17 protein-coding genes are annotated in these 13,921 nt (G+C 66.1%); 7 read left to right on the forward strand and 10 right to left on the reverse strand.

Annotated features, from left to right (window positions below; all coding sequences use genetic code 11):
* Window positions 1-7 precede the first annotated feature (7 nt).
* From CH291_RS09020 to CH291_RS09055, 8 genes are all read right to left on the reverse strand, one after another.
* Window positions 8-685 carry a response regulator gene (locus tag CH291_RS09020; RefSeq protein ID WP_094638309.1) on the reverse strand — a complete coding sequence of 226 codons (678 nt, stop codon included), beginning with the start codon at window positions 683-685 and terminating at the stop codon, window positions 8-10.
* Window positions 682-3,135, reverse strand: a complete 2,454-nt coding sequence (locus CH291_RS09025; protein WP_094687258.1) for a sensor histidine kinase — start codon at window positions 3,133-3,135, stop codon at window positions 682-684. Before CH291_RS09025 ends, CH291_RS09020 begins: the two co-directional genes overlap by 4 nt.
* Window positions 3,119-3,775, reverse strand: coding sequence for a potassium-transporting ATPase subunit C (locus tag CH291_RS09030; RefSeq protein ID WP_068049450.1), 657 nt, complete (start codon window positions 3,773-3,775; stop codon window positions 3,119-3,121). The genes CH291_RS09025 and CH291_RS09030 overlap by 17 nt, the downstream gene beginning before the upstream one ends.
* A 2-nt stretch (window positions 3,776-3,777) precedes the next feature.
* A complete protein-coding gene (gene kdpB, locus CH291_RS09035; RefSeq protein ID WP_094687259.1) occupies window positions 3,778-5,769 on the reverse strand; it encodes a potassium-transporting ATPase subunit KdpB in 1,992 nt (663 codons plus the stop codon).
* Window positions 5,766-7,430, reverse strand: a complete 1,665-nt coding sequence (kdpA, locus tag CH291_RS09040) for a potassium-transporting ATPase subunit KdpA (RefSeq protein WP_094687260.1) — start codon at window positions 7,428-7,430, stop codon at window positions 5,766-5,768. Before kdpA ends, kdpB begins: the two co-directional genes overlap by 4 nt.
* Window positions 7,431-7,437: 7 nt before the next feature.
* Entirely contained in the window at window positions 7,438-7,521 is an 84-nt protein-coding gene (locus tag CH291_RS27390) for a potassium-transporting ATPase subunit F (protein ID WP_082898670.1), read from the reverse strand.
* Between the two features lie 123 nt (window positions 7,522-7,644).
* Window positions 7,645-8,103, reverse strand: a complete 459-nt coding sequence (locus tag CH291_RS09050; RefSeq protein ID WP_068049445.1) for a hypothetical protein — start codon at window positions 8,101-8,103, stop codon at window positions 7,645-7,647.
* A complete protein-coding gene (locus CH291_RS09055) occupies window positions 8,088-8,675 on the reverse strand; it encodes an RNA polymerase sigma factor (protein ID WP_082898669.1) in 588 nt (195 codons plus the stop codon). Before CH291_RS09055 ends, CH291_RS09050 begins: the two co-directional genes overlap by 16 nt.
* 149 nt (window positions 8,676-8,824) lie before the next feature.
* Between CH291_RS09055 and CH291_RS09060 the strand changes: the two genes are divergently transcribed.
* From CH291_RS09060 to CH291_RS09090, 7 genes are read left to right on the forward strand one after another with little or no spacing between them, the layout of a single operon-like run.
* A complete protein-coding gene (locus tag CH291_RS09060; protein WP_068049443.1) occupies window positions 8,825-9,316 on the forward strand; it encodes an Asp23/Gls24 family envelope stress response protein in 492 nt (163 codons plus the stop codon).
* A gap of 11 nt (window positions 9,317-9,327) precedes the next feature.
* On the forward strand, window positions 9,328-9,603 hold the full coding sequence (locus CH291_RS09065; RefSeq protein ID WP_068049455.1) for an Asp23/Gls24 family envelope stress response protein: 276 nt from the start codon (window positions 9,328-9,330) through the stop codon (window positions 9,601-9,603).
* A 4-nt stretch (window positions 9,604-9,607) separates the two neighbouring features.
* Window positions 9,608-9,892: a hypothetical protein gene (locus CH291_RS09070; protein WP_068049442.1), complete on the forward strand. Its 285-nt coding sequence runs from the start codon at window positions 9,608-9,610 to the stop codon at window positions 9,890-9,892.
* 15 nt (window positions 9,893-9,907) lie between these two features.
* Entirely contained in the window at window positions 9,908-10,087 is a 180-nt protein-coding gene (locus CH291_RS09075) for a hypothetical protein (RefSeq protein WP_027495126.1), read from the forward strand.
* Window positions 10,080-10,460, forward strand: coding sequence for an Asp23/Gls24 family envelope stress response protein (locus CH291_RS09080; protein WP_068049453.1), 381 nt, complete (start codon window positions 10,080-10,082; stop codon window positions 10,458-10,460). Before CH291_RS09075 ends, CH291_RS09080 begins: the two co-directional genes overlap by 8 nt.
* A complete protein-coding gene (locus tag CH291_RS09085) occupies window positions 10,457-10,999 on the forward strand; it encodes a DUF6286 domain-containing protein (protein WP_094687261.1) in 543 nt (180 codons plus the stop codon). The genes CH291_RS09080 and CH291_RS09085 overlap by 4 nt, the downstream gene beginning before the upstream one ends.
* Window positions 10,996-11,574 (forward strand): hypothetical protein, encoded by a 579-nt coding sequence (locus tag CH291_RS09090; protein WP_094638315.1) that lies wholly within the window; start codon window positions 10,996-10,998, stop codon window positions 11,572-11,574. Before CH291_RS09085 ends, CH291_RS09090 begins: the two co-directional genes overlap by 4 nt.
* Before the next feature lie 15 nt (window positions 11,575-11,589).
* On the opposite strand, the gene CH291_RS09095 is transcribed toward CH291_RS09090, so the two are convergent.
* Window positions 11,590-12,561, reverse strand: a complete 972-nt coding sequence (locus CH291_RS09095; protein ID WP_094687262.1) for an endonuclease/exonuclease/phosphatase family protein — start codon at window positions 12,559-12,561, stop codon at window positions 11,590-11,592.
* Between the two features lie 14 nt (window positions 12,562-12,575).
* Window positions 12,576-13,874 carry a lipase family protein gene (locus tag CH291_RS09100; RefSeq protein WP_094687263.1) on the reverse strand — a complete coding sequence of 433 codons (1,299 nt, stop codon included), beginning with the start codon at window positions 13,872-13,874 and terminating at the stop codon, window positions 12,576-12,578.
* Between the last annotated feature and the right edge of the window lie 47 nt (window positions 13,875-13,921).

Consider the following 13,921-nt stretch of genomic DNA (forward strand, 5'->3'; position numbering starts at 1 on the left):
AGCGCGGTCAACTCACAAACCGGTAGCCCATACCGGTTTCGGTGATCAGATGCACCGGGGAGGCCGGATCTCGTTCGAGCTTCTGTCGCAGTTGGCCGAGATAGATTCGCAGATAATGTGTTTCGCGCTCATGCCCGGGTCCCCAGACTGTGCGCAGTATGTCCTTCTGCGACACCAGCTTGCCCTCGTTGCGCACCAGTAGTTCGAGAACCCCCCATTCGGTACGGGTCAGGTGCACGCTCACACCATCTCGCACAACGGTTTTCGTGGCGAGGTCGACGGTGAAGTCCTCGGTGACGACAACGGGGTCGGCGACGGAGTGCGGTCCACGGCGCAGGGCGGCGCGCAATCGGGCCAGCAACTCGTCCATGCCGAAGGGCTTGGTGACGAAGTCGTCGGCACCGGCGTCGAGTGCCTCGACGGTATCGGCCGAATCGGTGCGAGCCGAGAGCACCAGGATCGGTACGTCGGTCCAGCCGCGCAGACCGGCGATGACGTCGATTCCGTCGATGTCGGGCAGCCCGAGGTCGAGAATCACGATGTCCGGGTGGAAGTTCGCGGCCACCCGCAGCGCCTCTCCGCCGCTCGCCGCGCTGACCACCTCGAACCCACGCACGTTGAGGTTGATTCGCAGCGCCCGCACGATCTGCGGCTCGTCGTCGACGACGAGCACCCGCACCTTCACCTACTCGCCGCCTTCAACTCGACCGTCATCGTCAGCCCGCCGCCCACGGTGTTCGATGCCGTGACGGTACCGCCCATCGCCCGGACGAATCCTCGCACCACCGACAACCCGAGCCCGACGCCCACCGAGTTGTCGCGATCCCCGAGGCGTTGGAACGCGTCGAACATCGTCTCCTCGGCTCCCTCGGAGATGCCGGGTCCGTGGTCGGCGACGGAGATACTCGCCCACTCGCCGTGCACCGCCGCACTGACGATGATGTCCCCGGTGGGGGCGTAGCGGGCACTGTTGTGCACCAGGTTCGCCAGTACCCGCTCGAGCAGTCCCGGGTCCGCCAGCACTTCTACATCGCCCACGTCCACACGAACCCGATCGTCGGCTCCGATCAATGCGCCGCCCAACACGTCGTCGACGAAAACGGGTCGCAGACTGGGCTGAACCACGCCGGCCTGCAGCCGCGAGGAGTCGAGCAAGTTACTCACCAACGCGGTCAGCTGATCGGCCGATTCGTCGATGGTGGCGAGCAATTCGTCGGTGTCCTCGGGCGAGAACTGAACGTCGGTGCTGCGCAGCGACGAGGACGCCGCCTTGACCGCCGACAGTGGCGTCCGCAGATCGTGGCTCACGGCCGAGAGCAATGCTCGACGCAACGCGTCGGCCTCGGCGAGCGCGTTGGCTCGGCTGGCTTCCTCGGCGAGACGCGCCTGACGGACCATGCCGGCCGCTTGGTTGGCCACCGCCGCGAGTACCCGCCGATCGTGCGCGCGGGTACGTTCGCCGACGAGCAGCAACGTGAAGTCGCCCGCGTCGACCTCGGTGTCGGCTGCGGCACGATCGACAGGAGCCTGCGCGCCGGCGCTGCCCACGATGGATCCGGACTGGTTGTCCCACAGCGCAACGCCCGTCTGCCGATAGGTCTCACGGGCGCGTTCGAGGAGTGCGGTCAGATCCGCTCCGCGGAGTACCGATCCGGCGAACAGCGTCAACAGCTCGGCTTCCTGGGTGGCCCGGCGTGCCTGACGCGTCCGCCGGGCGGCGGCGTCGACGAGGGCGGCGACGGCAACGGCGACGAGGAGCAGCACGACGGTGACGACGAAGTTGTCGGGCTCGGCGATCGTCAGGCTGTACCGGGGTGTGGTGAAGAAGTAGTTGAGCAGGAAGCCCGCGATCAATGCCGAGAGTGCTGCCGGCGCAACCCCTCCCAGCAGCGCGACGCACAGCACCACCATGAAGAACAGGGCGCTCTCACCGCTGGAGTCGAAGTCCGGTCCGACCGTGCTCAGTACGGCGGCGGCCAGGCACGGCACCAGGACGGCGGCGACCCACGCGATGATCCGTCGACGACCCGAATCGACCTGCATGCCCCTGCGGGTGGCCTGCTCGGCGTGGGTGACCATGTGTACGTCGATCTTTCCGGAGTTCTGCACCACCGCCGCGCCGATGCCCTCGTCGAGGATGCGGGCGGCACGTGACCGTCTTGAGGTGCCGATCACCAGCTGCGTCGCATTCACCCCGCGGGCGAAGTCGAGCAGCGTCGTCGGCACGTCGTCGCCGACGACACTGTGCACGCTGGCACCCAGCCCGGCGGCCAGCTTGCGCACCGAACCCATCTGCGGTGCCGAGACACCCATGAGCCCGTCGCCGCGGACGATGTGCAGCACCATCAGCTCGGCACTGGACTTCGAGGCGATGCGACTGGCGCGGCGCAGCAACGTTTCCGATTCCGGGCCACCGGTCACCGCCACCACCACGCGCTCGCGGGCCTCCCACGTGTCGGTGATGCGATTGTCCTTGCGGTACTTCACCAGTGCCGCGTCGACCTGATCGGCGATCCACAGCAGCGCCAGCTCGCGCAAGGCAGTGAGGTTGCCGCCGCGGAAGTAGTTGCTCAGTGCGGCGTCGACCTTCTCGGCGGCGTAGACGTTGCCGTGCCGCAATCTGCTGCGCAGCGCCTCGGGGGTGATGTCGACCAACTCGACCTCGTCAGCGGCTCGAACGACGCTGTCGGGCACAGTCTCTCGCTGCGGCACTCCGGTGATCTGCTGCACCACGTCGTTGAGCGATTCGAGATGCTGGACGTTGAGGGTGGAGATGACGTCGATGCCTGCGTCGAGCAGCACTTCGACGTCCTGCCACCGCTTGCCGCGCACGCTGCCCGGGGTGTTGGTGTGCGCCAGTTCGTCGACGAGCACCACCTGCGGCTTTCGGGCCAGGACGGCGTCGAGATCGAGTTCCTGCGCCGAGGACCCGCGGTACTCGACGGTCGCCATCGGCAGCACTTCGATGCCGTCGAGCGCGTCGATCGTTCGCGCTCGGCCGTGTGTCTCGACCACGGCCGCCACGACGTCGCAGCCCCGGCTGCGCAGTCGATGCGCCTCGCCGAGCATGGCGAAGGTCTTGCCGACGCCGGGTGCTGCGCCGAGGTAGATCCGCAGCTCACCCCTGTCCGCCACAGCCTGTCTCCTCACCCGGCCGGTATGTGTCCCGTAGTGCCAGGTTCAACTCCGGAACGTTCACCGCTTCGGCACCGAGTACACCGTACTGCGGCCCGTGCGTGTACTCGGCGACCAGAGCCTCGACGTCGCTCACCGAGGCTCCGTTCACCTGAGCGACTCGCGCGATCTGGATGGCCGCGTAGGCGGGGCTGATGTCGGGATCGATCCCCGAACCGGACCCGGTGACGGCATCGGCCGGTACCGCAGCCGGATCGACGTTCTCCCGGGCCGCGATGGCAGCGCGGCGCTGCTCGACGAACGACGCCAGCACCTCGCTCGACGGCCCCTGGTTGGTCGGCAGGGCCGCGGCCGGATCCCCCGGAGCGAACGCGTCGTCGTCGGACACCGACCCGGTGACGCGGGTGTGGAAGAACGGATCCGGCTCTCCCGGAGCCACCTGCGGGTCGACGCCGATCAACGCGCTTCCGACGACGCAGCCCCGGGCGTCGCGCAGCGGCGAACCCTCGGCGGAGTCGGTCCCGATACGGCTGATGCCCCAGACCACGGCCGGGTAGACGATGCCGAGCACGACCGTCAATGCCAGCAGCACTGCGAAGCCGGCAACAACCTGGCGAAGAAATCCCTGTACGAAGCGCATGATCAGCCAATCCCTGGAATGTGTCGAACGAGGAGGTCGATGAGCCAGATGCCGACGAACGGGCTGATGACGCCGTACACCAGCAGGTTCCGGCGCAGCAACGCTGCCGCCGATGCCGGGGTATAGCGAACACCTTTGAGCGCCAACGGGATCAGCGCGACGATCACCAGTGCATTGAAGATCACCGCAGACAGGATCGCCGATTCCGGCGTCGCCAGACGCATGATGTTCAGCCCACCGAGCTGCGGATAGACGGTGGAGAACATCGCCGGCAGAATCGCGAAGTACTTCGCCAGATCGTTGGCCAGCGAGAACGTCGTCAGCGCGCCGCGGGTGATGAGGAGCTGCTTGCCGATCTCGACGATCTCGATCAACTTGGTCGGGTCGGAATCGAGGTCGACCATGTTGCCGGCTTCCTTGGCGGCAGACGTGCCGGTGTTCATCGCGACACCGACGTCGGCCTGGGCAAGAGCCGGGGCGTCGTTGGTCCCGTCGCCGGTCATCGCGACCAGCCTGCCGCCCTCCTGTTCCTGCCGGATCAGCGTGAGCTTGTCCTCGGGCGTCGCCTCCGCGAGGTAATCGTCGACCCCGGCCTCGGCGGCGATGGCCTTGGCGGTGAGCGGGTTGTCGCCGGTCACCATGACCGTTCGAATTCCCATGGCGCGCAGCTGTGCGAACCGCTCGGCGATGCCCGGCTTGACCACGTCGGAGAGCTCCACAACACCGAGAGCACGAGCAGCAGCACCGGTTTCGCGTACCGCCACCACCAGCGGCGTACCGCCGTTCTGGGCGATGTCGTGCACGGTGGCGTCGAGATCCGCCGTGCCGCCGCCCTCACGGATCCAACTGTAGACCGAATCCGCTGCACCCTTACGGATCTCCATGCCCGGAAGGTCCAGCCCGCTCATCCGAGTCTGCGCCGTGAAGGCCACGAACTCGCCGCGCTCGGATTCGCCTTCTGCCATCGAAGATTCGAAGTCACGCTCGACCAGTTCGACGATGCTGCGGCCCTCGGGGGTGCCGTCGGCGAGTGAGGACAGTCGAGCTGCCCGAGCCAGTTCGACGGCGTCGACACCTGTGGCCGGGTGCAGTCCGGTCGCGCGTCGATTTCCGAAGGTGATGGTGCCGGTCTTGTCCATCAGCAACGTGTCGATGTCGCCTGCCGCTTCCACTGCGCGTCCGGACATCGCCAGCACGTTGCGCTGCACCAGGCGGTCCATGCCCGCGATGCCGATCGCCGAGAGCAGCGCGCCGATCGTGGTGGGGATGAGGCAGACCAACAGTGCGATCAGCTGGATCGGATCCTGTTGCTGCCCCGCGTAGTTCGACATCGGACCGATGGCGACGACGGCGAAGAGGAACACGATCGTCAGGGACGCAAGAAGAATGTTGAGCGCGATCTCGTTCGGTGTCTTCTGCCGAGCCGCGCCCTCGACGAGTGCGATCATCCGGTCGACGAACGTCTCACCCTGCGCTGCAGTGATTTTCACGACGATCTCGTCCGAGAGCACGATGGTGCCGCCGGTGACCGCCGATCGGTCGCCGCCGGACTCGCGCACCACGGGAGCCGATTCTCCGGTGATCGCCGACTCGTCGACGGTGGCGATGCCCTCGATGACGTCGCCGTCACCGGGTATGACCTCACCTGCCGAGACGATCACCTCGTCGCCGACGAGCAATTCGGCACCGGCGACCTCTTCCACTCCGGATGCTGTGCGCCGTCGGGCAACAGTGTCCTGCTTGACCTTTCGCAGGCTGGAGGCCTGGGCCTTGCCGCGGCCCTCGGCCACGGATTCGGCGAGGTTGGCGAACAGCACCGTGAACCAGAGCCATCCGGTGACGAACCAGGCGAACACCGACGGCTGTGCGATCGAGAGGATGGTGGTGACGATGGAGCCGAGGAAGACGACGAACATGACCGGGTTGCGGGCCAGGTGCCTCGGGTCGAGTTTGCGGAACGCGCCGGGGACGGCCGTTCTCAGTGACAGGTTCATTGCATGGCCTCTGCTATGGGTCCGAGAGCAAGTGCGGGGAAGAACGTGAGGGCGGCGACGAGAATCGCGGTGCCGATCAGCAATGTGCCGAACAGCGGCCCGTCGGTGGGGAGGGTGCCTGCGTTGGGTGCGCTGCGTTTGGTCGTCGCCAGTGATCCGGCCAGTGCCAGCACGCAGACGATCGGCAGGAAGCGGCCGAGCAGCATCGCGACACCGAGGGAGATCTGGAACCAGTCGCTGGTCACCGTCAGTCCACCGAAGGCGCTGCCGTTGTTGTTGGAGGCCGACGCGTAGGCGTAGAGCACCTCGGTGAAGCCGTGGATACCGGGATTGCCCTGATAGCTGGTCGTCGATTCGAGAATCACGGTGATGGACGTGCCGACGAGCACGAGGATCGGCATCACCAGTACCGACAGTGCGGCCATCGTGATGGCGCGTCGACCCAGCTTCTTGCCGAGGAACTCGGGAGTGCGGCCGACGAGCAGGCCGCCGACGAACACGGCGATGACCGCGAGCACGAGCAATCCGTACAGGCCGGTGCCGACGCCGCCGGGTGCGATCTCGCCGAACAGCATGTTCAGCAGTACTGTTCCGCCGCCGAGTGCAGACATACTGTCGTGCGCGGAATTGACTGCACCGGTCGATGTTCCGGTGGTGGACATGGCGAACAGCGCCGACGCCGGAATGCCGAAGCGGACTTCCCTGCCTTCCATCATCGCGCCCGCAGCGGTGGCTGCGACGCCCCGGGTTCCGGACTCGGCGAACAGCGTGACCGTCAGCAGCGTGGCCCAGAGCGTCGCCATGACCGCCAGCAGCGTCAGGCCCTGCTTGCGGTTGCCGATCATGGTGCCGAACGTGCGGGTGAGCGCGACCGGGATCAACAGCAGCGAGATGATCTGCACGATGTTGGTCAGCGGGGTCGGGTTCTCGAACGGATGCGCCGAGTTGGCTGCGAGGATGCCGCCGCCGTTGGTGCCGATTTCCTTGATCGCCTCCTGAGAGGCAACGGGCGCAAGCGCATTGGTGACCGTCTGCCCATCCAGTCCGGTGGAGGTGAATCCGGTCGAGAACGACATGATGGTGCCCTGAGTCAGCATGATCACGGCCACCAGCAGCGCCAGCGGCAACAGAATGCGCAGTGTTCCGCGAGTGAGGTCGACCCAGAAGTTGCCGAGCTCACCGCCGGTGGAGACACGCACGAAGCCACGGATGACGGCGATCGCAACCGCGAGACCGACTGCGGCAGAGACGAAGTTCTGCACCGCGAGACCCAGCGGCTGCGTCAGGTTGGACAGCGTGGTCTCGGGGACGTACGACTGCCAGTTGGTGTTGGTGACGAACGACGCGGCGGTGTTGAACGCCATCGCCGGGCTGACCCCGGACAGGCCCCCGTTCAGCGGCAGCACACCCTGAATTCGCTGCAGTACGAACAGGAACACGACGCCGGCGAACGAGAACCCCAGCAGACTGGTGGAGTAACCCACCCACGTCTGTTCGGAGGCGGAGTTCACCCGAGCCACCCGATAGAGCAGACGTTCGACGCGCGTGTCGTGGGACGAGTCGAACACTCGGGCCATGTAGTCGCCGAGCGGTACGTACGCCGCAGCCAGCACGACGATTACCACCGCGATCTGCAGGCCCGCGACAAGAGCAGGATTCATGGCGGCGTCAGAACCTCTCCGGATCGAGGAGAGCGACGAACAGGTACACCGCAACACATGCGGCAACCACGAGACAGAGCAATTCGGTCATTGCTCGATCCTGAATCCCGCGACCGAGCCGAACCGCGTTCCTTACGCTTTCTTACGCCGTCGACCAGCGGTCATGACGCAGTTTTTACGTCAGCGCCAGCGCTCCACCGACCATGGCGATCCGCTAGCGCTCCTCGATGTCGTCGACGCGGATCTCCACGACATCGCGTTCGAGGGTGGTGCCCAGCAGATCCGACACGGTGTCGATCGCGATGGTCGCGAGCTCTTCTCCCGCGGCCTGCAGGTCGTCGCCGTACACCCCGATCACCGCGACGAACAGGCCGATACAGGCATGGTCGTCGAGGTCGAGGTCGATCTCGGTCGGCTGCGCGCCGCGTACACCTGCGAGTGCACGCCGGAGCGTCGTCTTGACGATGTGATCGCTGATCCGCAGCGAGTCCGCCGGTCCCGCCGTGGAGCCGAGCGGATACGCGCTGTCGATAGGCCACGTACGCCTGGTGGTGTTACGTACCTTCGTGAGGATGGACGCGCTGATGTCCACCCAATTCGGTTCCTGCGGTGCGTCCCGAAGTTCGGTGGCAGCACGCGCGAGAACCGAATCCGGCTCTACTGGGTTCGCCATGTTGCCAACCTTTCGCTCAATGTTGCTCGTGCTCTGGTCAACTGACCACGTACTGCGCCTGCGGACAACGTCATGATCGCGCCGATCTCGGGATGCGTCAGGCCCTCGACCTCGCGAAGCAACCAACAGGCCCGCTGGCGGTACGGCAGCTCCGACAGCGCGACGCCCAGCTCGGTCATGAAGCTGTCGGCCTCGACATCGGCCTCGGGATTGCTGCCCGCGCCGGTGCTCTTGCGCTCGAACAACCAATCCTCGGCGGGTGGAACGCTGCGCTTGCGGCGATGGTCGATCACCTTGTGCGAGACCAACGAGAACAACCATGTTCGCAGAGCCGAGTCCCCACGGAAATTGTCGAGGCCCTTCCACGCTGCCACAAAAGCGTCCTGCACCACCTCCTCGGCGGCACCTTGATCGGACAGCATGTTGCGCGCATAGCGGAACATCTCCGGGCCGTAGCGCCGGACGATCTCCTCGAACGCATCGGTCTCGCCCAGCGCCGCGGCGCCGACGAGAACGCGGTCCGACGCGTCAACCCACTCCATCGGGCCCCCAGTTCGCTTCATCGTGGTCATCGATCACGCAAGTCTTTCGATACCGGTTTACCAGTGGACGTAATCTATGACGTAGGTCACTTTATTTGGACGTGCGTTTCACCGATCGAGCTACGACCAACTCCTGTCACACACTCTGCACCGAAGACACACAACGAAGAGAGGCATTCATGAGCTCCACGACGGACACCAAGGCAACCGTATCCGCAGCAGGCGAAGGAAAGACCGACATCACCACCAAGTCGGACTCCGTGCTCGTCAGCTCGCAGGGCCGCACCACCATTGCCGATACCGTCGTCTCCAAGATCGCCGGCATCGCCACCCGTGAGGTCCAGGGAGTGCACGCCGTCGGCGGCGGAGCCAGCCGCGCAATCGGCGCTCTCCGCGAGCGCATCCCCGGTGCCCGCGTCAACCAGTCGCAGGGCGTGTCGGTCGAGGTCGGCGAGCGTCAGGCAGCGGTCGACATCGACATCGTCGCCGACTACGGCGTTTCCATCGCAGACCTCGCAGCGGGCATCCGTCGCAACGTCATCAACGCCGTCGAGCGCATGACCGGCCTCGAGGTCACCGAGGTCAACATCGTCGTTCACGACATCTACCTCGACGACGGCTCGGACGACGAAGACACCACCAGCGAGCCCGCCACCACCCGAGTGCAGTGACCGACCCGCACATGACGGAACGTGACAGGTCCGAGGACATCGCCGACGCCGTACTGGCGATCGACGGTGTCGTCGGGCTGCACGGCGGCATGTTCGGTGAGGCCGCTACGTATCTGCCCGGGCGTCGTATCGCCGGCATCCGAATCGGTGAGGACGGGACCGAGGTCCACGTATCGCTGGAGTTCGGAGTCGCAGTCCGCGAGACGGCCGATGCAGTACGACGCACAGTGGCGACGATGGTCGACGGGCCCGTGCACGTCACCGTCGAGGACATTGTGCGAGTCTGACCAGGTGAACCAGCACGCAGCGCACGACCGAGCCGCCGAGTACAAGGCGGCTCGGCGCGCTGTGGCACGCGAGCACCACCCCGACATCGGCGGCGACCCGGCCCGGTACATGGCCGCACTCGCAGATGTCGACCGAAGATTCGCGGTGCTGCCCTCGGCCCCTGTCAACGCAGCGAGCACACCGACGGCATTCCGTGCGTCCTCGATTCCGTCCCCGCTACGCACACTTCCCAAGCGGATCGCTCGTATCCGCAAACGCGTCACCAGGCGCAACTACTTCGAACTCTGAGTGGAGATCAAGACCATGACCACTGCAACCATCGGTTTGTTCGTGGGACTTCTGCTGGCCATCGCCGCAGCGGCAGGCGGCTTCACCGGCTTCCTCATCGCCATCGTTCTCGGCGGCCTCGGATTCTTCGTCGGCCGCTACATCGACGGCGAACTGGACCTGAACTCGATCATGCGTGGTCGCGGTCGTGACTGAGACAGCTGCGACCGACACCCCCGAGGACGCCGGCGAACGCGGATCACTGGAGATCAAGCACAAGGCCGTCGAGCGCCTGGCAGTACTCGCTGCCCGCAGCACCGACGCCGTTGCCGATCCTCAGCCGGGCCTGCGCGTCCTCGGTGGGCGTGACCTACCCAAGGCCGACGTGACGATCAACGGCTCCCGCGTTCGCGCCCAGGTCGCGGTGGCGGTCACCTGGCCATCGCCGCTGGCGAAGGTGGCCGCTGACGTTCGTGCCGCCGTGGCCCGGGATCTGTCCGAGCTGGGCATCTACACCGTCGATCGAGTCGACGTCACCGTCCAATGCGTACCCGCCGAAGCCACCGTCGAAGAAGGGAGAGTGCAATGACCGCGAAAGCGACGAAGAAGCCGGTAGCCAACCCCGCCGCCGCCGTACCCGCAATCCTGTTCGCACTCGTCCTCATCGGAGCCGGTGTGGTCCTCGGCCGAGAAGCGTTGCTGAACCTGGGTGCCATCGACGGCCCCGAGTGGGTCGGCCCCGCTGCCACGAACCTGGACGGGCTCACCGCGCAGAGTTGGATGCTGCCGGCCGGGATTGCCGCCGTCGTCGTCGGATTCATCCTCGTTCTGCTCGCCGTCAAGCCACGCCGGCGGACTCACCGTGCCCTCACCGAGCAGGACGTCTGGCTCCGCAAGGGTGACGTCGCCGCTGTTGCTCGCACCGCCGCTCTCGACAACGCCGGAGTCGACTCCGCGACGGCCAAGGCAGGAAACAAGAAGGTCACCGTCGCCGCGTCGACCGTGACGGGCACCGACACCGCAGCGCTGAAATTGTCGATCGCCACCTCCGTCGACGACGCTCTCCGCCCACTCGCGCCGGCACCGAAAGTCCGCACGCGAGTGCGAACGACAGGACAACCATCGTGAAACGCGCAACTGCCTCGGTCGACCGAACCAGTACAGCGGTCGTCGGACTCGCACTGATCGCCCTCGGCGGCGGAGCAATCGCGTGGGAACGTGGCCAGTTCCCGGGCCGCGAGCGCATCGATGCCGCGTTCGTCGACACCACCGTCGACGCCGGCTGGTGGCCCTGGGCTCTCGGAGCAGCCGCGATCGTTCTCGTACTTCTCGGACTCTGGTGGCTGCTCGCGCACCTGCCCCGCCGTTCGGTCGGCACCGTCGCGTTCTCGTCCACTGCAGACTCGGATGTCGACGGCAGGCTCAGTGTCGATCTGACCACCGCCGCCAAGAGTGCTGCCAAGTCCCTGGCAGCCCACGAGGGCGTCGTGTCGGCACACGGCCGATCGGTGTCGGACCGCGGTCAGCGGGTCGTCGAGATCACCGCGACCATCGACCCGGCCGTGACGACACTCGACAAGGTCTCCGCGGTGGCGGCACAGACGCGCAACGACATCGTGACGTCACTGGACGGCACTCCCGCCGCAGTGCGAATCCTGTTGCAGTGCGGAAAGTCTCGAAAGCAGTCCGTTCGCGTGAGCTGAGTTCCGCTCGCACGCTCAGGAGAATTCGATCTCCCCGATCAGGCCGTGATGGTCCGATCCGGGGAGATCGATTCTTTCCAGCGACCGCGCATGACCGGAGTTGGTGAGGATGTGGTCGATCCCGACGACAGCGGGCGTGCCTTTGTCCGTGGGATAGGTCGGGATCAGGCCCTTGCCCAATTGTGCTGCGGCGTCCGAGTATCCGACGTCGAGCAGGTTGCGGAACTTCTTGTGCGAGTACGTGGTGTTGAAGTCCCCGCTGACGATCACCCGGCCGGTGCCTGCCACCGCCTCCAAATCGTTTCGGAGCGTGTCCAATTCAGCGGTCCAGATGTCCGCCGGGGTGATGTAGGCGGGACCGGGATGCACGGCCAGCAGCGTGACCGACTCGGAACCGGGGACCTCGACCTCGGTGGCGAGATTGACCGGGCCGTATCCGTCGAGCTGCCGGTTGCCCGAGATCGGGAATCGGCTGTAGATTCCGGCCCCGCCGCCGCCGGTCACGTGCGGCTCGAGGTAGCTGTAGGGAAAGAGTTCGTCCATACCGGCGTCACGGAGACCGACCACCGACGCGTCGGTCAGTTCCTGGATCGTGACGACATCGACGGCACTGTCGCGGGCCTGACCGACCACGGCAATGGGATCGGCCAGCCCGATCATCAGATTCGCCTGCATGACGCGCAACCGCACGCCCTCGCTGCCCGTCGCGTCCTCGGGTGCCGCGTCCGCCACGTAGAGCGGTGCGTAGGCGACTGCGCCTGCAGCGAGAACCAGGGCGGAGACTCCCGCCAGAACCCAGCGCCGACCGATCAACGCCACCAGGGCTCCGACCACCACGGCGACGAACATCAGCGGAACGAACGACGCGAGCGCGATCAGAACGTTGACCCGGGTGTCGGTGTAGTAGACGCCCAGTGCCACGAGCCCGGTGGCGATGCCCAGAATGGCGATCGAGCCGGTGAGTATTCGTATCCAGGTTCGCTGCATCCGCCCTAGAGTAGCTACGCTCGCACGCCGCCGACCAACGCTCGGATGGTCGTCCAGGTCATCGACAACAAACCGCGAACCGCCGCGAACGAGAACGCAATGGACCACACCGTTCGTGTCGACGGTTCTTCGACCGGCACTCCGGCGAATCGATCGGACAACCAGTCCAAGGTCAGCGGCGCACCGATCGGGTGCAGCGACAGGTGTTCGCTCAGCCGATCCCGCAGATAGGTCACGTGGGCTCCGGCCTCGATGTACCGACCCACCTGTCCGTCGACGTCGTCGACGGCGATGATCTGATCGTGCACCGATTGAATGACCAGCAGCGGTGCCGTCGGCGCGGTGCGCCCGGGCTGAATATCCAGGAACACCTGCACGATCTCGGGCAGTGCCAAGAGATCGGCCAGCGGAACGTCGATGTAGTGGTCCAGGTCGTGCCTGGCCAGTTTGGTCACGGCGCGCACTGTCGTCATCGACTCCACGGAATCGAGAATGCGCATTCCGTCCTCGTTGACGTGCTGACGGATCACCCGATCGAGCTCGGGGTAGGTCCGCCGCAGGCCGGCCACCACCAGTGTCGGCAATGCTGCGTGCAGCGTCGCATTGAGCCGGGTGAACGCCGACCCCGGATCTCCGACGGGGGAGCCGAGCGCGGCACCGACCAGCTCGATCTCCGGTGCGTATTCCGGTGCCATCTCCGCTGCCCAGGATGTTGCGAGCCCGCCGCCCGAGTAGCCCCACAGCGCGACCGGCGTGCTCTCGTTCAATTCGAGCGGCTCGAACGACAACGCCGCGCGGATGGCGTCGAGCGTGCAGAAACCGGGTTCCTGCGGCGAACCCCAGTGGCCGTCGGGTCCCTCGTGATCCGGGATCGAGATGGTCCACCCTCGGCGCAGGGCGTGCAGTACCAGCAGGAACTCGAACTGTGGGACCGCGCCGAAAGCCCGCGAGCCACGCCGAAGCGCGTAGGACGGGAAGCACGAGGACGCGACGCCGTCGATCGCACACTGATAAGACAGAAGTACCGGCTCCGCGTCCCGCGGGCGCAGCACCGTCGTGACGCTGGCCTGGGGATACCCACCGAGATCAGCGGTGCGATAGAGCAGCTGCCACGCATCGACTCGCTGGCGCACACGACCGAACATCGCGACCTCGACCGGCCGCACCTTGAGAATCGTCCCCGGTGGAGCCGCTTCGTACCCATCGGGCGCGGCGTAGAAGGGGTCGTCCTCCGGCCTGGTCGCGTCGCTCCGGCTCGGTGCTCGTTCCACCGGCCAGGGCTGTTCGTCTTCTATCGATCTGTCGACGCTCATGTCCCACCGCTTCTTGTCCGAGTCTCGCCGTCACACTAACTTGCCCT

The sequence above is a fragment of the Rhodococcus sp. 14-1411-2a genome, from assembly GCF_002259485.1.
Lineage (GTDB): Bacteria > Actinomycetota > Actinomycetes > Mycobacteriales > Mycobacteriaceae > Rhodococcoides.